Source organism: Chryseobacterium koreense CCUG 49689 (assembly GCF_001045435.1).
GTDB lineage: Bacteria > Bacteroidota > Bacteroidia > Flavobacteriales > Weeksellaceae > Kaistella > Kaistella koreensis.
In genome coordinates this window covers 62,355-85,193 of sequence record NZ_LFNG01000001.1, presented here as the reverse complement: position 1 = coordinate 85,193, position 22,839 = coordinate 62,355, and the positions used below count along the sequence as shown (strand labels likewise).

Here is a 22,839-nt window from a genome sequence, read left to right as displayed (position 1 = left end):
CTCAAACAAAATCTGGATGATTGATTCGCCTTATTTGCCTTATGCATTCGTGCTGCTGATCGCGGTGCCTTTTCTGTTTCTGTTCAGACATTTTGTATTCAACTTTATCTCGTTGAAAAATCAGGAGCTGAAAATGCAGGCAATAAAGGGTTCTTCTGAGCAGAGGATTCATGCCTACGAAAGGTTGACACTCTATCTGGAGCGTCTGAAACCGGCCAATCTGGTCACCAAATTTGATCCGAATTTGGCAGTTCACGAATTTCTTTTTCTCACCGAGAAAACCATTAATGAAGAGTTTGAATACAATGCTTCACAGCAACTTTACCTGTCAAAAATTTCTTGGTCAAATGTAGTGACCAGCAAAAATAATGTGATCCACCTATTGCACAAAACTTATGACAGCATTAGTAATGATGCTACTTTGCAGGAATTTAAAACTGTATTTTTAATGAATTATGTGAATGGCGAGGATTATATTTCGCAAACGCTAGATGATTTAAGAAAAGAAAACCTGATTATTAATTAAAAAGAAGTAATGATACCAAATTTTAAAGCCCATCCATGGCATGGAATCACAGCAGGAGAGGATGTTCCCAATGTGGTAAACGTTTTTATAGAAATCGTTCCGTCAGACACCATTAAATATGAAGTAGATAAGTCCAGCGGATATTTGAAAGTGGACCGACCGCAACAGTTTTCGAACATTATTCCTGCGCTTTATGGATTTATTCCAAGAACTTATTGCCACGATGAAGTGAGAGATCTGGCGATTGAAAGTGGTGCAAACGACGTGACTTCAGGGGATTTGGATCCGCTGGATATCTGCGTGCTGAGTTCGCACAACATCCATTCTGGAGGAATGTTGATGGAAGCTATCCCAATTGGCGGTTTCAAGATGATTGACAAAGGAGAGGCGGATGACAAAATCGTTGCCGTGATGAAGGGAGATCATGCTTTCGGACATTTTCGGGATATTTCCGAGCTCCCGCAAGCAGAAGTGAAGAGATTGATGCACTATTTTCTGACTTATAAAAACTTGCCGGATGAACCCGCAAAGTGCAGAATCCAGGAGGTTTATGGATCTGAAGCAGCCAAGGAAGTGATCATGGCATCGATGAGAGATTACGCAAATAAATTCGGAGGATAATTAACATTCCGCAATTACGATTTTCATAGGCAGATATTATTATCTGCCTATATTTTTTTATTGAATTTCATTGAAAATTTAAAATAATTGTGTATTTTCGGAAAATCTTTTCGTTAACAAAATTTAACATTAAATAATAATCTATGGATCTATTCATTCTAGTACCGATTTTCGGTATTATTGCGCTGATTTACACATTCGTACAGAGTTCTTGGGTGAGTAAGCAAAACCCCGGAAACGAGAGAATGCAGGAAATCAGCGGTCACATCGCAGATGGAGCAATGGCTTTCTTAAAGGCAGAATACAAAATTATGCTGTATTTTGTTGCCATTGTTGCGATTCTCTTAGGTGTTATGGGTGCCTCCAATTCCAATTCGCATTGGTCCATTGGAATAGCATTCGTTTTCGGAGCGGTTCTTTCTGCAACTGCGGGATTTATCGGGATGAAAATCGCCACAAAATCAAATGTTCGAACAGCAGAAGCTGCCAAGACCTCTTTATCAAAGGCATTGAAAGTTTCATTCACCGGAGGTTCTGTGATGGGAATGGGAGTTGCAGGCTTAGCTGTTTTAGGTTTAGGAACTATCTTTATTGTTATCAGACAGATTTTTGCACCGGGATCAGGTGTTGATACCCACGAAATGGAAAAGACCATTGAAATCATTACCGGTTTCTCATTAGGAGCTGAATCCATCGCACTTTTCGCAAGAGTAGGGGGCGGAATCTATACAAAAGCCGCCGATGTGGGCGCCGATTTGGTGGGAAAAGTAGAAGCCGGAATTCCGGAAGATGATCCAAGAAACCCTGCAACTATTGCGGATAATGTGGGAGATAATGTAGGTGATGTTGCCGGAATGGGAGCCGATCTTTTTGGTTCTTATGTAGCGACCGTTTTAGCGACCATGGTTTTAGGTCGAGAAACCTTTTCAAATGACATGTTTGGCGGTTTTGCGCCAATCCTTTTGCCGATGTTGATTGCCGGAACCGGAATCGTGTTCTCCATCATCGGAACTTTATTTGTAAAAATCGGGGAACATACCGAGTTAGATACCGCACCTGTTCAAAACGCTTTGAACTTTGGAAACTGGGGAAGTATCATTCTGACTGCAATTTCATCCTATTTCCTGGTCAATTATCTGATGCCGGAAACCATGACTTTAAGAGGTCACGAATTCACTAAAATGGGAGTTTACGGGGCAATTATCGTTGGTTTGGTAGTAGGAACTTTGATGAGCATCATCACTGAATATTACACTGCAATGGGAAAACGCCCTGTGAAAAGCATTGTCAGACAATCGTCTACAGGACATGCAACCAACATTATCGGTGGACTTTCTGTGGGAATGGAATCCACACTTTTGCCTATTATTGTATTGGCGGGTGGAATCTATGGTTCTTACCTCTGTGCAGGACTTTACGGAGTTGCGATCGCAGCAGCCGGAATGATGGCAACTACAGCCATGCAGCTTGCAATAGACGCGTTTGGCCCAATTGCTGATAATGCAGGAGGAATCGCCGAAATGAGCGAGTTGCCAAAAGAAGTTCGGGAGAAAACGGATATCTTGGATGCCGTTGGAAATACTACCGCAGCAACCGGGAAAGGTTTTGCAATCGCTTCTGCAGCGTTAACTGCTTTGGCACTTTTTGCGGCTTTCGTGGGAATTGCGGGAATCGATGGAATTGATATTTACAGAGCTGATGTTTTGGCCGGATTGTTTATCGGTGGAATGATTCCTTTCATTTTCTCGTCATTGGCGATTACGGCGGTAGGAAAAGCCGCGATGGCAATGGTGGAGGAGGTTCGTCGCCAGTTCCGCGAAATTCCTGGAATTTTGGAAGGGAAAGCCGTCCCGGAATATGAAAAATGTGTGGCAATTTCTACCGATGCATCCATTAAGAAAATGCTTTTGCCGGGAGCGATTGCAATCGTTTCCCCACTTTTGGTTGGATTTATTTTCGGACCAGAAGTTTTGGGAGGTTTCCTCGCTGGAGCAACTGTTTCCGGAGTTTTGATGGGAATGTTCCAAAACAATGCAGGAGGAGCTTGGGATAATGCAAAGAAATCTTTCGAGAAAGGAGTAGATATCAGCGGAAAAACTTATTTCAAAGGTTCTGACCCACATAAAGCTTCCGTAACTGGTGACACAGTGGGAGATCCTTTTAAAGATACTTCTGGACCTTCCATGAACATTTTGATCAAACTGATGTCAATCGTTTCCTTGGTAATTGCACCAACTTTGGCGGTTCTTCACAAAGATCAAATCGACCAAAACCGCAAAGCAAAATTGGAAGCCCTTCAAAAATCAGCAGGAATTTCATCGCATGAAACTTCTGCGACTTCGGAAGATTCGGCAGGGTTCGATTTGGCCAAACCAACCGGGACTTTAAGCGAAAGTGGTGATTTTGTCTATCAAGTAGGAAACCCAACTGCAATCAAACTTCCGAATGGTGATATTTTGAATGTTGGGGAAGCAAGCCAAATTGCATCTTTAGCAAAAGGAATTGATAAAAAAGACCCCACTTTGTTAGACAAAGAAAAATGGTTCACCATTGAAAATCTTTATTTCGAAACAGACAGTGAAAAACTGAATCCAGGTTCTGAGACCCAATTAGATAATATTGCGAAATTGCTTACCGCATATCCAACTTTAAAACTAAAATTGGGAGGTTACACTGACAATACAGGAAATGAAGAAAGCAACAAAACGTTGTCTAATCTCCGTGCGCAAAGTGCGAAACTGTATTTGATGAACTTAGGAATTGCCGCTGATCGCATAGAAGCGGAAGGTTACGGTTCACAATTCCCGGTTTGTGCTGAAAACGATACAGACGAATGTAAAGCTCAAAACAGAAGAATTGCTGTTCGTGTTTTAAGTTGGTAACAAACACCTTTTCCAATAACAAATCCCGGCTGAAGAGTCGGGATTTTTTTGGCGGATTAATAGACTATTTTATTAAAAATAAACTTATGCTTTATCGAAACGGAGTAAATTTTTAATTCTACTTGATATTTTTTTGTAATTTAGATTGATGCGAAAATCATTTGAAATAATTGATTTTTATTGAATTTTCATCTGCAAACTAGTGCATGTTTCAAGTCGATTTTTTGCGGAGACCAACAAAAACGTAATAATTAACTTCAAAAATTAGTAACCATGAAACAAAAAACAGCAACCGAATTGGTACAGGAAGCGAAACAGCAAATCGAAAATCTGACACCGCTGCAAGTGAAAAAAGAATTAGAAAAAGACGGAACGGTACTTATTGACATTAGAGAAAGTGAAGAATTAAAACAGAACGGGAAAATTCCAGGTTCAGTTCATGCTCCAAGAGGAATGATAGAATTTTATGCCGACCCATCACTTCCTTATCACAAACCTGAATTTGACAAAACAAAAAGAATTATCCTGCAGTGCGCATCTGGGGGCAGGTCAGCTTTGGCAAGCCAAACTTTGAAGCAGATGGGATATGAAAATGTAGCGCATCTTGATGGAGGATTAAACGCATGGAAGGATGCAGGATTATTTATAGAAAGAGAATAGCCCGTTTTTCACAAAAAATTCCGACCGAAAAAACAACCTTTTTTTAATGATAAAAAAATTGGTCTATTTGGATTGTGTGATCTGAGCTCAAAAAAAAACATGATCCACCGATCCATACCGCGTCCTTTTTATTGAAATCCAAATTCACGATCGCGTTTGAAGTTCGTCTTAGATTTTTATAAGATGGATGGAATCAGCACGTATTCCACTTTCAGCGAAGCGAAGTTTACAATATTGGAAGAATTCATCCAGAATTATTTCACTCTTGAAAATGGTGCATGCTTCACAATGCGGCGATTCCCAATTAGCCACTGATTAAATCCAAAAATTGCTGTTCGTCCAAAATAGTAACAGTTCCCAGTTCCTGTGCTTTTTTCAGTTTGCTGCCGGCTTTTTCACCGACCACCAAATAGTTTAGATTTTTGGAAACTGCGGAGATGTTTTTACCACCATGTTTTTCAACCATTTCTTCGGCGGATTCTCTTGTGAAAAGTGAGAGTTTTCCGGTGAAAAGGAAAGTTTTGTTTTCCAAGGTGTTACTTAAAACTTCGTTGGTGTTTTCCCCTTTTTCCAACTGAACTCCAAAAGATTTCAGTCTTTCAATCATCAAAATATTTTCGGGATTTTTAAAGAAATCGACAATACTTTCCGCTATTTTTTCGCCGATGTCTTCAACTTGAGTCAGCTCTTCTACAGACGCATTCCTTAAAGCATCGATGGATTCAAAATTCTTCGATAATTTTTTCGCAACCGTTTCCCCTACATGTTTTATTCCGATTCCAAACAGTACTTTTTCATAAGGGATCATTTTGGATTTTTCAATTCCGTCCAAGATATTTTGTGCGGATTTATCCGCCATTCTTTCCAAAGGCAGCAGTTGTTCTTTGGTTAAAGTGTAGAAATCTGCCGGATTTTCTATGAGTTTTTCGCGATGCAGTTGAGCGATGGTTTCCTGTCCCAAACTGTCGATGTTCAGTGCTTTTCTGGAAACGTAGTGAATCATTCTTCCGATCACCTGGGGTGGACAATGCATTTCATTAGGACAAAAATGAATCGCCTGATCTTCAATTTTTACCAGTTCGGTGCCACATTCCGGACAGTTTTTGATGTATTGGATTTCGGGATTTGCGGGATTTCTTTTGTCCAAATTGATGCCCACGATTTTTGGAATAATCTCGCCGCCTTTTTCCACATACACGAAATCATGTTCATGCAAACCGAGTTTTTTGATGATGTCTTCATTGTGCAAACTTGCCCTTTTTACAATGGTTCCCGCCAATAAAACGGGTTTCAGATTGGCGACCGGGGTGATTGCACCGGTTCTTCCGACTTGATAGGTGACTTTTTCCAGCTGGGTTTCTACCTTTTCGGCTTTGAATTTATATGCTATTGCCCAACGAGGGGATTTCGCCGTATAACCTAACTGCTGTTGTTGTTGCAGCGAATTGACTTTCAATACAATGCCATCAATTTCAAATGGCAGTTCGTGTCGTTTTACGTCCCAATAATTAATGAAATCTTTGACTTCATCCAGATTGGAACACAATTTTGCGTTCTCGGAAATCTTAAATCCCCAAGTTTTTGCTTTTTGCAATAGTTCCCAGTGCGTTTGTGCCGGAATTTCATTGGAAATAAATTGGTATAAAACGGCAGAAAGCCCTCGTTTTCTTACTTCGCCAGAATCCTGGATTTTCAAACTTCCGGATGCGGTATTTCTGGGGTTCATAAAAAGGTCGAGTCCCTCTTCTTCACGTCTTGCATTAATTTTGTCGAAATTTTTTCGGGTTAGATAGATTTCTCCACGCATAAAAAATTTTGCCGGGAAGTCGCCTTTCAAAATCAAGGGAATATCTGAGATGGTTCTCACATTTGCGGTGATTTCATCGCCTTGAAAACCATCGCCGCGAGTTACCGCTTCTTCCATTTTTCCGTTTTCATAGAGGATAGAAATGGAAGCTCCATCGAATTTCAATTCCGCGACAAATTCCACGGGATCGCTGATCGTTTTGGTGATGCGGTTCTCCCAATCTTCCAGATCATTGAAGTCGTAGGAATTATCGAGAGAATACATTCTGAACTGATGCTGAACGGTTGGGAAATTCTTGGTGATTTCGCCACCCACACGAAGGGTGGGAGAGTTAGGATCGAAAAATTCAGGATGGGCATTTTCCAACTCCTGAAGTTCTTTTAGTTTGGCATCAAATTCAAAATCCGAAATCGTAGGTTCGTCTAAAACATAATAGGAATAATTGTGCTGATGAAGTTCCTCACGAAGTTGCTCTATTTTTTGCTGGATGTTTTCGGACATTTTTTTGGGAAAGTTTTTTACAAAAATACTATTTCTGCACTGTTTTTTCGATGGATTTCACAAATTCGAAAAAATTCTAAAAATTGAAAATTTATAAAATGGGTGGTTGTGAAACGATTCGAAAACCCTGAATTACAGGAGAAAGACCTTATAGAAAATCTTTGAAATCTAGAGTAATATTACAGCGTAAACATTTCTGCAATTTTCACTTTCAACTTCTCTGCATTGGGCAGCATTTCTTTTTCCAGCGCCAAATTAATTGGAACCGCCGGTAAATTTAGAGCGCCCACCGTTTCCACAGGGAGATCAAGATTTCTGAAACAGTTTTTAGAAATTCGATGTGCAAACGCTTCCGCAAAGGAATTCTGGATTGGTTCCTCAGTTAAGACGACACATTTTCCGTGAAGTTTCACTCTTTCAAAAACGAGTTTTTCATCCAAAGGGATTAAGGTTCGCAAATCAATTATTTCAACTCTTCCATCAAATGATTTTGCCGCTTCTTTCGCCCAGTAAACTCCCATTCCATAAGTCACGATGACCAATGTTCTGCCTTTTTCGATTTCAGTCGGATCAGCATCCAAAATGATGTTCGCTTTTCCGAAAGGCAAGATATAATCTTCATCCGGTTCCAAGGTTTTTGCTTCATCGGTTCCGGGAACTTTGCTCCAGTACAATCCTTTATGTTCAAGCATGACGACAGGATTCGGATCATAATATGCCGCTTTCAATAAACCTTTAAAATCTGCCGCGTTACTTGGATAGGCGATTTTAATTCCCTTGATATTTGCCAAAATACTTTCCACACTTCCGCTGTGATAAGGTCCACCACCGCCATAAGCTCCTGTAGGAACACGGATGATATTGGAAACCGGGAATTTTCCGCCACTTAAATAGGAAGATTTAGAGATTTCCGTAACAAGCTGGTTGATTCCGGGATAGATATAGTCGGCAAACTGCACTTCCACAATGGGTTTTAATCCAACTGCACTCATACCGACTGTGGAACCGATGATGTAGGCCTCTTGAATTGCAGTGTTAAAAACCCTTTTGTTTCCAAACTTTTGACCCAGAGTCACGGTTTCGCGAAAAACTCCGCCGATTCTTTCGCCAACATCCTGCCCGTAAAGCAGCGCTTCCGGATGTTTCCACATCAGTTCCTGGATGGCGTGAATGGCGGCATCCACCATCACGATTTTTTCACCCGCATTTTCGGGAACCCTTTTTCCCACTTCTTCGGTAATTGGAGTAGGCGCAAAGACGAAATCCTCCACCGTTTCCGGTTTTGGATCTTCAGCCTCGATCGCTTTCTGAAAGGATTGTTCCGCTTCTAATCTGGCTTTTTTCTCGATCTGTTTTAAGAGATCTTCGTCAATGCCTGATTCCAAAAGTCTTTTTCTAAGGATATTGCCCGGATCTTTCGCTCTGTGTTTTTCCAAATCCGCCTCATCGCGGTAAAATTCACGTCTCACTCCGGATGTATGATGTCCGATCAGAACTGTTTTAGCACAAACAACTAAAGGTTTTCTCTCATTTCTAACAAAATCTACAGCGTTTTTCATCGCCTCGAAACTTTCCACAAAATCAGTTCCATCCACTCTCATTCTGTTCAGACCGGTGAAACCTGCCACAAAATCGTATGCGTCTGCAGTTCTTGCTTCCTCTTTGGTGACCGAAATTCCCCATTCATTGTCCTGAATCAAGAAAATAATCGGCAACTGATGAAGTGCGGCAAATTGAAACGCTTCCGAAACCTCGCCTTCGGTCACTGAATTATCGCCAAGTGAACAAATAACCACAGGATTGTTCTCAAACTGCTGCAGGTTGAATTCCTGGATGTATTTAATTCCCTGCGCAACTCCCGTGGTGGGAATAGTTTGCATTCCGGTTGCCGAACTTTGATGAATGATTTTCGGCTTGTCTTCTTCACGGCTTGAAGGGTGTGAATAATAGGAACGCCCTCCTGAAAACGGATCGTCAGCTTTTGCCAACAATTGCAGCATCAGCCGGTAGGGTTCAAAACCGATTCCCAAAAGCAAACTTTCATCCCGGTAATAGGGAGAAACCCAATCGTCTTTGGTCAATTGATAGGCGGTTGCCAGCTGAATTGCTTCGTGTCCACGTGAAGTGGAGTGCACGTATTTTGTGGTGTTTCTGTTTTCTTCGTAAATGTCTGCCATTGCTTTGGCGAGCATCATGTGGTTGAAAGCTTTGAGCAAGATTTCTTGTGAGATGTTTTCCTTAGTCAATTCCATATTTAACAAAGATAATGATTTTGGGGAAATTTTTAAGGCTGCTTTTTAGATATAAAAAAACCTTGAAATACATATTTTCAAGGTTTTGATATTTAGATATTTAGCGATTATCCAAAGGCATTAATTCCGGTAATATCCAGTCCTGTGATTAGAAGGTGAATATCGTGAGTCCCTTCATAAGTGATCACGGACTCCAGATTTGCAGCGTGGCGCATCATCGGGAATTCGCCCATGATTCCCATTCCGCCCAGGATTTGCCGGGATTCTCTGGCGATGTCAATTGCCATTTTCACGTTATTTCTTTTTGCCATTGAAATATGTGCCGGAGTTGCTTTGTGGGCATTTTTCAGACTTCCCAATTGAAGGCAAAGTAATTGTGCTTTGGTGATTTCAGTCAAGAACTCGGCCAGTTTTTTCTGTTGCAGCTGGAAAGAAGCAATAGGTTTTCCGAACTGTTTCCTTTCTTTAGAATATTGTACCGCCGTGCAATAACAGTCGATCGCAGCACCGATTACACCCCAGGAAATACCGTAGCGGGCAGAATTTAGGCATGATAAAGGTCCTTTTAAACCAATCACCTTCGGTAATAGATTTTCTTTTGGAACTTTCACATTATGGAAAACAAGTTCGCCTGTTTTTGATGCGCGGAGACTCCATTTATTGACGGTTTCTGGAGTGGTGAAGCCTTCGAAACTTCTTTCTACAATCATTCCCTGAACTTTTCCTTCCGGGTTTTTTGCCCAAACCACAGCAATGTCGCAAAGTGGAGCATTGGTAATCCACATTTTTGCACCATTTAATAAGTAATGGTCACCTTTGTCCTCAAAGTGGGTTTCCATGGAGCCCGGATCTGAACCGTGATTGGGTTCGGTCAAACCGAATGCGCCAATCATTTCGCCCGAAGCTAATTTGGGGAGATATTTCATTTTTTGTTCTTCCGAACCAAACTCGTTGATTGGGAACATCACCAAAGAACTTTGAACGGATGCTGCAGAACGCACCGCAGAATCGCCTCTTTCAAGCTCCTGCATGATGATGCCATAAGAAATCTGATCCAATCCGGAACCGCCGTATTCCACAGGAATATATGGACCGAGGGCTCCAATTTTTCCCAATTCCCGCATCAAGTTCGGAATTTCGTGATGATTTTGTGCGGCTTCGTCAATTTTCGGCATCACAAAACTTTCAACCCAATCGCGTACCGATTGCCGGATTAATTTGTGTTCATCAGTGAGGAGTTCGTCCATTAAATAATAATCCGGAATAGCTGAAAGCGGGTAATATGACATAATTTTTTTATTTGGCTAAAATTAAGATTTTTCGGGAAGATGATGAAATTTTAATTTCTTTAAGAGATTTAATTTTTGATTTTGAAACGGTAGAGATACGGTGCCTTATTTGCAGAACCATCAAAGAATTTTTCCAAACGCTCCAAAGAGTTCATGCCGAGGATTTTTCGCTGGAAATTATTTCTCCTAAACTTTTCGTCGAGCACGGTTTCATAAACGGTTTGCATCTCTTTCATGGTGAATTTTTCCGGAAGAAGGTTGCTCGCAACAATTTGGGTATCAATATTTTTTCGGATGTGTTCCAAACCTTTGGCAATGATTTTTTCGTGGTCGAATGCCATTTTGGGGAGGTTTTTCACTTCAAACCACGCACATTCCTCATTAAATGCACTTGGAAAAGTATCCGCTACCGAAAAATCGATTAAACTGCAGTAGCCCACGGTGATGAAACGCTGAAAAATCCAGTGGTCTTTTGACACCTCGATGCCTTTATTTTTCAACAGTATTCTGTGGACATTATTCTCAGTTCTGTCCAAATCACCGAAAGTGTGAAATTGCGAAAGGAAAATATCCTTCAGCAAAGTCCGCTCATAAAGCACTCTGGTCGCGGCAATATCTAAATCCTCATCATTAAATACGAAACCGCCCGGAAGTGACCACAAATCCAGATCGTGGTATTTCAGGAGCAAAACTTTTAGAATTCCTTCTGAAAATCCAAAAATGGCGCAATCGACCGAGACATGTTCCAAAAAATCTTTGGTGTCGATCAAATCCTGTAAACTCTGTTTGTTCTTCGAATCGTCAATCATCATAGGAAACAAAAATAGCAATTATTTTCTTTTTTTGAGACATCAAAAAATATCCGAATAATTCATAAAAAAAGAAGAGCAAAATCTCCTGAAACTCTTCACATCTTCTAAAATATTCGGCTATTTTTCCTTTATTTTTTTATCTAAAACATTACAGTCTTCCTGTTTCAAAACCTGACCTTCATATCTTATTTTCGAATAATTTGCGTAAACTTCCTTATTTCCGGTGGTTTTGTGGTCACCAATTCCCTCGATCAAATTTCCATCTTTTTTCAGGTAGAAGATTTCGCGCTCAGAAGTCATGCCTTCGGATTGGAAAGTGTAGTTTAATTTCAGGGTGTCGCCGTTTTGATTTCCCACGATATCACCGAATGAGCTGTCTTTTTCGAAATTTTTGTAACGCAACTTTCCGGTGAAAGTTCCAAGATTATCGTCCAGCGTCATAAAAATTGAATCTTTTTCGGTATTTCCCATGAAACAGGTTTGAAGGGTAGAAGACTGAACCGGTTCATTCGTTTCCGGCACAGTGACAGAGTCGGATGGAGTAGTGGCCAATTGGGTTTCAGTGGATTTCTTTTCACAGCTTATCGCGAAAAGCACTGTAAATACTGACAAAATCAGGTTTTTCATAATCAATAAATAACGTTTAAAACAAGGCTTGAAGATACGAAAATTTAGGAAAAGCTAGATTTTTAATATTATGTTAAATAGAAATGGCTTTCGATCCATTTCGGTTAACACGATACTTATGCCTTTTTGAATCGCCTTAAAAGCTTTTGGAATTGATGATTCTGGATATTTCAATGAACTCTATATATCATTGTAGGAAGAAAGATTTCGTTTTGAAAAAACTAATGTTCAAAAATGAATCTGGCAATAAGGAAAAAAGGGTTTATAAGATTTAGGATCAATAAGAATTTGTAGCGAACCAGCTCGTTTTGTTATTTCCACCAGGAAAATTCCCTGAAATACTTCCATTGTTTTTTTTTAATGAAAAGCGGAATCCATTGCTGACTACTTGCAGACAGGTATCGGTTTGTATTTGACTCTAATCGACGAGAATCGGCTGTAGCATTTTTTATTGGGGATGATTCGTAATTTTTCTTGGATAAAAATTCTGTAAATGTGCATTTTCACAGGGTGATCGGAAATTTAATATTGTAGTAGATAGGATCGGCGTTTAGGAAAAAGGAAATTTCACGCAAGATTGAATGAAATGAGCAATTTGTTTATTTTTTAAAAAGTCCTATAATTAATATTATGTTAAATTAACTTTTTATCAACGCCCCGATAAAGCACATTTGCCGTATGAAAGAAATTGCCCACGAAGCCTGCTCTTCTAAAGCGTTTATCAGATCAACAAAACGATAGATTTAAAAATCCCTAGTTCAAATAAATCTGGTATTTGCTTTCCACATTGAAGATTTGCAGCAACTCGCCATTGATGTTCACGTTGCTTTTGAGCGATCGGAGTTCGATATGACTGTTATCTTCAGGATTTTTCACATAAAACTGCAATTTTTGCTCACCTTTGCTTTCATCCATGATATTTTTGAAGAAAGTGATGTCGTCTTTGCGCAGATCTTGGATATTGACCACCACCGATATACTTTTCGCAAATTTGTCAAAAGCCTCTTTCAAATCGATGACTTCCGCAACATTCACAAACACTCTGCCGTCTTTTGATTGGGAAAACTTGATCTTGAAAATGACGAAACGCTGCACATCGATTTTATCGCGCAACCTCATATAATCTCTGTCTCCAAGTCGGAAACCGTAACTTCCGCTGTAATCTTCCAGTGTTATGAATGCCACTTTTTCGCCGCTGTTTTTGCCGTCTCGCACGGTGTATTCTGTCACCATTCCTGCGACCATGTATTCTGGTGCATTATTTCTGAGGGCTTGTTTTTCTTTCCAGGTCAACTTTTCATCAGAAAATAAATCCGGTTGCTTGCCAAATACGGTGTCTTTGAAAGCTTCTACCTCATTAAGGTTCAGGAAATTGAAGCTTCCTTTTGGTTCAATATTTTTTATAGGTTCTTCAATGATTGCCTCATCTTCATCAGCTATTTCAAGCGGAACATCTATCAAATCCTGATCAATATCGCTCTGTTCAGTAGCATCAACCGCTAAAATCACTTTTTCCAAAACATCCAAATCATCCTTCTTACCTTCCAAAATTTCTTTCTTCGCCAAAGCGCCCTGAATGAATTGATATTGGAATTTGTATTCATCAAGCGGATGCGCCGAAAGATAAAACCCGATAATTTCCTTTTCCTTGTTGAGTTTGTTTAGATTCTGCCATTCAGGAGCCGGATTGATTTTTGGTTGCTCGATTTGCACTTCATCCGCAAAATCAGCAAACAATGAATTTTCAATTTCATTTTTACCTTCCTGAAAACTTTGCCCATACTTCAAAAGCCTTTCTATATTGGTTTTTCCGGAATTATCGATGTCGAAATACTGTGCGCGGTGATATTTGTCCACTTCGTCAAAAGCACCTGCGAAAACTAAACTTTCCGCTACCCTTTTGTTGATTTGAGAACTTGGAACTTTTTCAAAGAAATCGTAGATGTTTTTGAACCGCTCATTCTTTCTCGCTTCCACGATCGCTTCACTTGGACCTTCACCAATTCCTTTGATCGCGCCCAAACCAAAACGGATTTGCCCTTTTTCGTTTACCGCAAATTCATATTGGGATTCATTCACATCGGGGCCTAAAACATCCACCCCCATATTTTGGCAATCTTCCATGAACAAAGTGATTTGAGACGTATTATTAATGTTGTTACTCATCACACTCGCCATATATTCCGCCGGATAATTTGCTTTTAGATAAGCAGTTTGGTAAGCAATCAACGCATAACAGGTGGAGTGCGATTTATTGAACGCATATTCGGCAAACGCTTCCCAATCTTTCCAGATTTTGTTGAGTTTTTCTTCATCCAGATTATTGCTTTTTCCCCCTTCGATAAATTTCGGGTACATTTTGTCCAAAACCGCTTTCTGCTTTTTACCCATCGCTTTTCTCAAGGTGTCTGCTTCACCTTTGGTAAAGTTGGCTAGTTTTTGCGAAAGCAACATCACCTGTTCCTGATAAACCGTGATTCCATAGGTTTCTTTCAGATACTCTTCGGTTTCTTTCAAGTCGTAAACAACTTCTTCCAAACCATGTTTTCGGTTAATGAAATTTGGAATATATTTGATCGGTCCCGGTCTGTAAAGTGCGTTCATTGCAATCAAATCCGAAAAATCAGTCGGTTTGAGTTCCCGCATGTACTTCTGCATTCCCGGACTTTCATACTGGAATATTCCAATGGTTCTCCCCTCTTTGAACAGCTGATAGGTTTTGGCATCGGTGAGTGGAATTTTGTCGATGTCGATTTCAATACCATGTTTTTGCTTAATGAGGCGAACGGCGTGTTTAATGATGGTCAAAGTCCTTAAACCCAAGAAATCCATCTTCAAAAGTCCGGCACTTTCCGCTACGGAGTTGTCGAACTGCGAAACCAAAATATCAGCGTCTTTCGAAGCGATCGTAATGGGAACCAGATTCGAAATATCTTCAGGTGTAATGATGACTCCACATGCATGAATTCCGGTATTTCGAATGCACCCCTCCATTTTTTGGGCGGCAGAAAGTACTTTGAACCGTTCATCGTCCGGATCTGGATGTTCCAGAATATCTTTCATTTCCTGAACCAGGGTTTTATCTTCAGGACTTAATTTCTCAAATTTTGATAATGCTTTCGCAATGTTCATTCCCGGAGTTGATGGGATTAATTTTGCGATATTGTTGGTTTCTGGAATGGAAACATCCAGCACCCTTCCCGCATCCTTAATTGCAGATTTCCCACCGAGTACTGAATACGTAATGATTTGAGCCACATTGCTTTTTCCGTATTTATCTACTACCCATTTGATGATTTTGTCCCGTCCTTCATCATCAAAATCAATATCGATATCGGGCATGGAAATCCTTTCCGGATTTAGGAATCGCTCAAAAAGGAGGTCATATTTTATCGGATCCACATTGGTAATTCCAATGCAGTAAGCAACCGCGGAACCTGCTGCAGAACCACGACCTGGACCAACCCAGACTCCCATTTCTCTTGCCTGTTTGCAAAAATCCTGCACAATGAGAAAATAACCAGGGTATCCGGTGTTCGCAATCACCTCTAATTCAAAATCTAATCTTTCCCTGATGGCATCGCTAATCTCGCCATATCTTTTTTTCGCACCTTCGTAAGTCAAATCCCTCAAATAGGCATTTTCTCCCCTTTTTCCGTGGTCGATTTGATCCTCTTCCGAACGGAATTTTTCAGGAATATCAAACTCGGGAAGCAGCACATCACGTTTCAAACGATAAGGTTCAAACTTCGCCAAAAACTCTGTGTATGCTTCGAACGCATCTGGAAAAGCACGGAAAGTTTGTTTTAGTTCCGCTTCATCCTTCATGTAAAATTCGGTGGTGGGAAGTCCTCTCCTCTTTCCAAAACCTTTTCCAATAGGGGATGAAAGTTTTTCGCCATCTTTGATGCAGTAAAGGATATCTTGAATATGGGCATCTTCTTTTTCGGTGTAGAAGGTTTCATTTTGGGCGAGGATTTTCACCTGGTATTTATCTGCAAATTCCAGTAAAACCTCGTTCAAATGGTCTTCTTCGTCCACTTCATGGTTTTGAATCTGGACATAAAAATCTTCGCCAAAAGTTACTTTCCACCATTTGAAAACTTCCTCCCCTTTCTGTTCACCATATTCCAGGATCGTGTCCGGTACGTCGCCGTTGGTTCCCGCGGTCAAAGCGATCAGGTCTTCTTTGTACTCGGCAATCATCGCTTTTGAAATTCTGGGAACGCCAAAATAGAAACCATTTACATAGCCTAAACTCGACAGTTTGGTAAGGTTTTTATAGCCATTGAAATTTTTTGCCAGCAGCACCACATTGGTTCTTCGGTCCGGATCGTCTTTGGTAAACTGTTTTTGTTCCGGTCGGTCGGAAATGTAGAATTCTGATCCCACGATCGGAATGAAATCATATTTCTGACCTAAAAATTTGGCTTTATTTTTTTGAAAGTAGCTCTCCTCTTCTTCGCTTCGCTCCTTGTCTTTTTCAGTTTCGTAGGTTTCATTGAACTTTTTGCACTCAGCATTCCAGTTCTCCACTTCAGAAATAAATTTAAAAGCACCCATCATATTTCCCAAATCCACAATTCCAATAGCGGGAAAATTATTTTTTTTGGCTTTTTCCAAGAGGTCCGAAATATTGGTCGAAGCTTGCAATGAGGAATAAATGCTGTGGTTGTGAAAATTGAAATAATCACCCAAATCCACTTCATCGGTATCGCCGAAATCTACGGTTTTTTTCTTTTTCGAAGCTGCAACTTGCCTTCGAATAATGATTGGAAACGGCTTGAACGGATTTGGATGAGATTTAATGAAATGTTGTAATTCATCCTCAGAAATTTTCAGGTTGGATGCCGGAAAAAGTCCAATCCTCATCATTTCGAAGAAAATCTGCGCGGTTGCGTTCACGTCTGCTGCAGCGTTGTGCGCTTCATCAAATTCCTCTTTGAATAATATTTTGAAGAGTTCCTGCAGTTTCGGAGATTTGAATTTTCCGCCTTTTCCACCTGGAAGTTGGCAAAATTCGGTACTCATTTGCATGGTGTCTGCCGCAGGAATTTTGGCCAAAGTATTTTCCAAATCTTTCCTAAAAAATTCGGCTCCCACGATTTTGTAGTCGAAATCGATATTGTGTCCCGCAACAATTTCAGCCTTCTTTAAAACTTCCTGAAATTCCTCCAGAACCACCTTTAAATCATGACCTTCCTCATTGGCTAATTTGGTGGAAATTCCATGAATTCGAGAGGCTTTGAAAGGAATGTCGAATCCTTCGGGTTTGATGATATAATCCTGATTTTCCAGGAGATTTCCATCTTTATCATGAAGTTGCCAAGCAATCTGCACCATTCTGGGCCAATTCTCGGAATCGGTTAACGGAGCATTGAAATTTTTAGGTAAACCGGTGGTTTCGGTGTCGAATATTAAATACATAATTGATGAGCCAAAAAGCTGGTAAAAAGCATCAGATCAAGGTTTTAATCAACTGAGATAAAACCTGTTCGAATCCTTCAAAAGTTGTCTATTAATTGGTAAAAATAGCTGAAAAAAGGATTAAAAAAAAATCGGGTTTTCCACATTTCGATTAGAAATCCAGGTTAAAAATTGGAAAGTCAATTGCTTAACCATTCCATCTTTGTTTTTCATTCTCAACAAAATTTTCATGGGGATCAAGTATTTTCAATATCACATTTTTCACCGATTCCATGGGAGTTTCCAGAATGGTTTTGGTGATTTGGGATTCCCCGAAAACCGTCAGATTCTGAACGCCTTTGCTCACTTCCGCAAAACTCCAGATTCCGCACTGAACAGAATGATCAAGCATTTTTTCATTATTCAAAACAGAATAGGCATAAATCGAAAGCTGCATCGCCTGTTTGTAATCCTCCCGCAGAAAAAGCTGCCGCAATTTCTCGTCCTCATCTTCATTTTTCGGCGATTTGATCGAAAGGTTTTTTGTTTTTGCAGTTTTAAAATCGATGATTCGCAAATTTCCATTCACGCGGTCGATTCGGTCTATGAATCCATAGAATTTCACGGCATCCGATTTTTGATCATCCAGATAAAATTGAATTTGGTCAAAATTTCCTTCCACATCGATGATTTCCAAAGTATTTCCAGATTCTATCAGTTTTTTGTCAAAATCCAATATGTTTCTCACTACCCTTTCCGCAATGGATTTGTGGATGTAATTCATTCCCCTTTCGTAAAACTCAGGTTGGTGTTTCAGTTCCAAAATCGCTTTTTCCATAGCTTCATTAATCGCTTCGGTTGAAAGCTCTAAATCATTAGCAGACAATTTTTTACCAATAAATTCTTTATAAATAAATTGCAGGGTAAAATGCACCAAACTTCCATAATTTCTTTGTGAAAGTTCTTCTTCAATTTCTACACTTTCTTTGGTTTGCAGAATTTTGGTCAAATAGAAATCAATCGGATTATAGATGAAGGAATTCAAATGAGACGCTGAAACCCTTGATTTCCAATCCTGTAATTTTTCCAGTACTGCAGCGGTTTTTTCAATGGTCATCGGCTGCTGGTTAATCGGTTCAGAAGTATTTTCAATCACCACTTTTTTGAGGTCATGAAAATGATCTTCGATTTCCAATTGGGTAATGAACCGGCTTTGTTCGCCTATGTTTACACCGGAACTCAATGCGTTATAAAGCAGAAACACTTTTTTGGAATCCTGAATCAACCGGTAAAAATGATAGGCATAAATGCTGTCGTTTTCCAAGAAAGTATGCAGGCCAAAATGTTGTCGTACATCAAAAGGAATATAGGTGTTTTGCGAGTTCCCAAGCGGGAGTTTTCCCTCATTGACCGAAAGCAAAATGATGTTTTCAAAATTCAAAAGCCGGGATTCCAAAAGTCCCATCACCTGCAAACCACGAAGCGGTTCACCCTTAAAATCAATGGTTTCGGCATTCACCAACTGATTGATTAAAACCTCCAATGTCTCCATTTTGATGGCGAATGAATAAGGTCGGATTTGGTTTTTGATGATTTTAAAACTCTTTTCGAAATGAGCAATATTTTCGTACAAAATGTCGTCTATTTCCCGGAATTTCAATTGGTTGCAAAACGCAATTATCTGATTCAAAAATGCATCAGAAGATGTTGGCTTAATCAAAAGATTAAAATAAGAAACCTCGGAAAGCAGCTCGCCAAACTGATTTTTCGAAATATAGACGATGTTTCTCTCTTCAATGACCGATTTGAACTTAGCAATAATTGCAGCATCGATTTCATCATTCGGGATTTCCTCCAAAATGGCGAGAACATCTTTGTAATAATAGGATGAATCCTTTTTCTCCAGCTGTTTTTGAAGGTAAAACAGATTTTTCATGGCATTGCTGAAACTTAAGTTCTTCAGCGGAAAACCCATGGTGATATTCAAATGTGGAACGGTGCTCAATGCGTCTAAACTTGCAGGTAAAAGGTTTTCATCCAGAAGGATCACCGCGGTTTTGGAAAGATCATGGTCAGATAACTGTTCGAAGATTTTGGGCAGTACTTTTGTTTGGGTAATATTTCCGGAAACTTCGTAGATTTTGATGTCTTTCGGTTGGCTAAAGTCATTTTCAATCCAATGGAAATGTCTGCTGTCATTGAATTCCTTCCAGGTTTTGATTTCCCTCAGAAATTTTCCGGCTTCTTGTCTTTCGTCATTGACATAATATTCATCAGCTTGGAAAAAACAGTGAGCTTTGTTTTGCTGAAGCAGGTTTCGGACCAGCTTTTCTTCTACGGGAGTAAAGGCATTGAATCCACAAAAAACAAATTTTCGATGCGTTTCATTTGCGAAATGCTCAATCTTGCTCTTTGCAGATTCGTGTATCATTCCCGATGTGGCTAGATTTTCTTCCTGTAATTTTGACTTTAATAAAGGCAGAAACAAATTCATTTTCTGCCAAAAATTGAGGAACCTCTTTCTTGCGGAATCTTCAGAATCTCCCAGATTTTCAGACCAGTTTTTGATTCTTTCTTCATCAAACATGTATTCCAAAACGGCTTTGTCACTTTCTGAAAATTTCAGCATGTCATCCCAATCTTTAGCGATCGTGGGAAACCATTTCAAAAAACCGGCAAAATCTTCTGATGGCTGGATTTCCCGATAGATTTCGAAAGCGAACAGCCACAATCCGATTCCCTGGAAATGCTGCTTTCCGGAGATTTCCTTAATCAAATCTTCAATGGTGAAAAAGTTTGGCAGAAATCCTTGATATTTCTTTTCTTTCAGAATTTCTTTGATAAAGACGATTGGTCTTTTCCCGGGAAGAACGAAATCGAAAGTCGATAAATCCTTATTTTGGTGCAGGAGTTCGGTGATAATCTTGCTGAGAAATTTCATAGTTATTTTAAAACTGAAAAATACGGAATTTAACGCAAAAAAACATCAGGAATAAAATTTTCCTAATGCCTTGCAAAATAATATTTTGAATGAATGATCTAGTAAACTTTGATATTTTTCTGAATCCAAACGTTTTGTCCGCCGGAATCTTTTCCGTTCCAGAATTTAAAGGTGTAGTTTCCCACTTTTTGCGGTTGGAATCTAATTTCCTGATAACGGGTGACTTGGTCGCCACATTGCGCGTCGGTTTTGAATTTGTAGGAAGTTACATTTCGGGTAAACTCATCCACATGGATGTAGTCATAGCCATAAAAACCTTCACATTTTGACTGCAAATTGGAATAAGTCCAAATCTTCATAGTGGAAGTTACCGCCATAGAATCTTTCGGAATGTTCACGCTGTCTATTTTTACGGGGTCGATGCTTTTTACTTCGTCTCCCATCCGGTCATCCTTGCAGCTGCTAAGAAAAAGTGCCGCGAGAAGAGGAATAGCAAATAAAGTGGTCTTTTTCATTGGTTCAAATTTTTATTAAAACGAAAAAAAATATGGAGTTATTGTAAAAAATTATGAATTGAAATTCCCTTTTGATAAATATACGACTTTCTTGGTTTCAAAAAATTCGCCTTCAAAAATATTTTTCAGATTGAAGATTTCTGCTTTCAGTCCCGCCAATTCTTCCGCCAAATCGCCGCCTTTCAAATAAAGGACTCCGTTGTGCTTTGGATTAAACTGTTCTTTTTCGAATTTTCCCTTTAGCCACCGAAGGAAAACCGGCATCTGAGTTACTGCGCGACTGACGACGAAATGAAATTTCTCTTTCAGGCTTTCAGCCCTTCCATGAATTGCGATGACATTTTTTAGACCTAATTCTTCCGCAACCGATTTTACGACGGTGATTTTCTTTCCAATGGAATCGATCAGCGTAAACTGTACTTCGGGAAAAAGAATGGCCAATGGAATTCCGGGAAAACCTCCGCCGGTACCAATATCCAATACTTTTGTTCCGGGTGCGAATTCCATCAATTTTGCGATCCCGAGGGAATGTAGCACGTGTTTTTCATAGAGGGAATCCATGTCTTTTCTGGAAATGACATTTATTTTTTCATTCCATTCCGAGTACAATTTTCCTAATTTTTGAAACTGGATTTTTTGTTCTTCGGAAAGCTCGGGGAAATATTTTTCGATGAGTTGTGCGGACATTTCTGTGGATTTGCGGCAAAATTAAATAAATGAAACTATATTTCATGGTTTTGAAAACTTAAAAAAAGAAATTACCTTTGAGAACATTTAAAATAACTTATGGAAAAATATTCAGAGCGGTTGCAGAGGATGAGTTTTTCACAAACTTTCGTGATGAGCAACAAAGTTCGAGAGATGAAGGCAAAAGGAATCAATGTGATCAGTTTGACTTTGGGGGAACCCGATTTCGATGTTCCGGAAAACATTAAAAAGGCCGCTTTTGACGCCATTGACAATAATTTCAGCCACTACTCCCCTGTTCCGGGATTTTTGGATTTAAGGGAGGCGGTTTGTGAAAAATTGAAACGAGATCATAACCTGGAATACCTTCCGAAACAAATCTGTGTTTCAAACGGTGCCAAACAATCGATTCTGAATGTTTTGGCTTCCATCATTAATGACGGCGACGAGGTGATTCTTCCCGCTCCGTACTGGGTGAGTTACGACGAAATGGTGAAAATGATGGGCGGAACATCTGTTTTTGTGGAAACCTCCATCGAAACGGATTTTAAGATGACCGCGGAACAGTTGGAAAATGCGATCACGCCGAAGACAAAGGCACTCCTCTATTCTTCTCCGTGCAATCCTTCCGGAAGTTTCTACACGCATGAAGAGCTTGAAAAAATAGCGAATGTGATTGCAAGATATCCACATATCACCATTATTTCCGACGAAATTTATGAAAGAATCAATTATGAGGGAAAGCATACTTCGATCGCAGAATTTCCGCAGGTTTATGAGCAAACTGCGGTGATCAACGGAATGTCCAAGGCTTTTGCGATGACCGGTTGGAGAATCGGTTATTCAGCCTGCCCGAATTGGTTGGCCGAAGCTTGCGAAAAAATCCAGGGACAGATGACTTCAGGACCGAACACGGTGGCTCAAAAAGCTTCTGTACCCGCATTAAGAACCAATCCTTCTGAATACGACTACATGATTAAGGAATTTGGAAAACGCAGGGAAATCGTTTATGATTTGCTGAAAGAGGTTCCCCATTTCAAGGTCAATTATCCCAAAGCGGCTTTTTACTTTTTCCCGGATATCTCCTATTATTGCGGCAAAACGCTGAATGGAACTTTCATCAAAGATGCTGATGATTTTGCGATGTTCCTTTTGGATGAAGCGCATGTGGGAACAGTGGGCGGAGTTTCGTTTGGGAATCCGCACTGTATCCGTTTTTCCTATGCCACTTCGGAGGAAAATCTTCGGGAGGCGATGAGACGATTGAAGGAATGTCTGGAAAATGTGAGGATTGGGTAAATTATTTAGCGTTG

At 39.9% G+C, this 22,839-nt stretch carries 14 protein-coding genes; 5 read left to right on the top strand and 9 right to left on the bottom strand.

The window, feature by feature from the left end:
• Positions 1-16 precede the first annotated feature (16 nt).
• From ACM44_RS00350 to ACM44_RS00335, 4 genes are all read left to right on the top strand, one after another.
• Complete coding sequence (locus tag ACM44_RS00350) at positions 17-526, top strand: DUF7935 family protein (RefSeq protein ID WP_048498113.1); 510 nt, start codon at positions 17-19, stop codon at positions 524-526.
• Between the two features lie 9 nt (positions 527-535).
• Positions 536-1,147 carry an inorganic pyrophosphatase gene (locus ACM44_RS00345; RefSeq protein WP_048498112.1) on the top strand — a complete coding sequence of 204 codons (612 nt, stop codon included), beginning with the start codon at positions 536-538 and terminating at the stop codon, positions 1,145-1,147.
• A 143-nt stretch (positions 1,148-1,290) separates the two neighbouring features.
• On the top strand, positions 1,291-4,029 hold the full coding sequence (locus ACM44_RS00340) for a sodium-translocating pyrophosphatase (RefSeq protein WP_048498111.1): 2,739 nt from the start codon (positions 1,291-1,293) through the stop codon (positions 4,027-4,029).
• A gap of 273 nt (positions 4,030-4,302) precedes the next feature.
• Positions 4,303-4,689 carry a rhodanese-like domain-containing protein gene (locus tag ACM44_RS00335; protein ID WP_048498110.1) on the top strand — a complete coding sequence of 129 codons (387 nt, stop codon included), beginning with the start codon at positions 4,303-4,305 and terminating at the stop codon, positions 4,687-4,689.
• A gap of 304 nt (positions 4,690-4,993) precedes the next feature.
• Here the strand turns inward: ACM44_RS00335 and ligA are convergent, their stop codons facing one another.
• The 9 genes from ligA to rsmG form a co-directional block, all read right to left on the bottom strand.
• Positions 4,994-6,997, bottom strand: a complete 2,004-nt coding sequence (ligA, locus tag ACM44_RS00330) for an NAD-dependent DNA ligase LigA (protein ID WP_048498109.1) — start codon at positions 6,995-6,997, stop codon at positions 4,994-4,996.
• Positions 6,998-7,176: 179 nt separating this feature from the next.
• Positions 7,177-9,249, bottom strand: coding sequence for an alpha-ketoacid dehydrogenase subunit alpha/beta (locus tag ACM44_RS00325; protein WP_048498108.1), 2,073 nt, complete (start codon positions 9,247-9,249; stop codon positions 7,177-7,179).
• 107 nt (positions 9,250-9,356) lie between these two features.
• The gene (locus ACM44_RS00320; protein WP_048498107.1) at positions 9,357-10,538 is read right to left on the bottom strand and encodes an acyl-CoA dehydrogenase family protein; all 1,182 of its coding nucleotides are present in this window, start codon (positions 10,536-10,538) and stop codon (positions 9,357-9,359) included.
• A 68-nt stretch (positions 10,539-10,606) separates the two neighbouring features.
• Entirely contained in the window at positions 10,607-11,368 is a 762-nt protein-coding gene (locus tag ACM44_RS00315; RefSeq protein WP_241477119.1) for an NUDIX hydrolase, read from the bottom strand.
• A 99-nt stretch (positions 11,369-11,467) separates the two neighbouring features.
• Positions 11,468-11,977 carry a hypothetical protein gene (locus tag ACM44_RS00310; protein ID WP_048498105.1) on the bottom strand — a complete coding sequence of 170 codons (510 nt, stop codon included), beginning with the start codon at positions 11,975-11,977 and terminating at the stop codon, positions 11,468-11,470.
• Positions 11,978-12,730: 753 nt separating this feature from the next.
• Positions 12,731-17,404 carry a DNA polymerase III subunit alpha gene (gene dnaE / locus ACM44_RS00305; RefSeq protein ID WP_048498104.1) on the bottom strand — a complete coding sequence of 1,558 codons (4,674 nt, stop codon included), beginning with the start codon at positions 17,402-17,404 and terminating at the stop codon, positions 12,731-12,733.
• A 187-nt stretch (positions 17,405-17,591) separates the two neighbouring features.
• Entirely contained in the window at positions 17,592-20,324 is a 2,733-nt protein-coding gene (locus ACM44_RS00300; RefSeq protein ID WP_048498103.1) for a PD-(D/E)XK nuclease family protein, read from the bottom strand.
• 98 nt (positions 20,325-20,422) lie between these two features.
• Positions 20,423-20,839 carry a hypothetical protein gene (locus tag ACM44_RS00295; protein WP_048498102.1) on the bottom strand — a complete coding sequence of 139 codons (417 nt, stop codon included), beginning with the start codon at positions 20,837-20,839 and terminating at the stop codon, positions 20,423-20,425.
• Between the two features lie 51 nt (positions 20,840-20,890).
• The gene (rsmG, locus tag ACM44_RS00290) at positions 20,891-21,526 is read right to left on the bottom strand and encodes a 16S rRNA (guanine(527)-N(7))-methyltransferase RsmG (protein WP_048498101.1); all 636 of its coding nucleotides are present in this window, start codon (positions 21,524-21,526) and stop codon (positions 20,891-20,893) included.
• Positions 21,527-21,625: 99 nt separating this feature from the next.
• On the opposite strand from rsmG, the gene ACM44_RS00285 reads away from it, so the two are divergent.
• Positions 21,626-22,825: a pyridoxal phosphate-dependent aminotransferase gene (locus tag ACM44_RS00285; RefSeq protein WP_048498100.1), complete on the top strand. Its 1,200-nt coding sequence runs from the start codon at positions 21,626-21,628 to the stop codon at positions 22,823-22,825.
• The last annotated feature ends 14 nt before the right edge of the window (positions 22,826-22,839 follow it).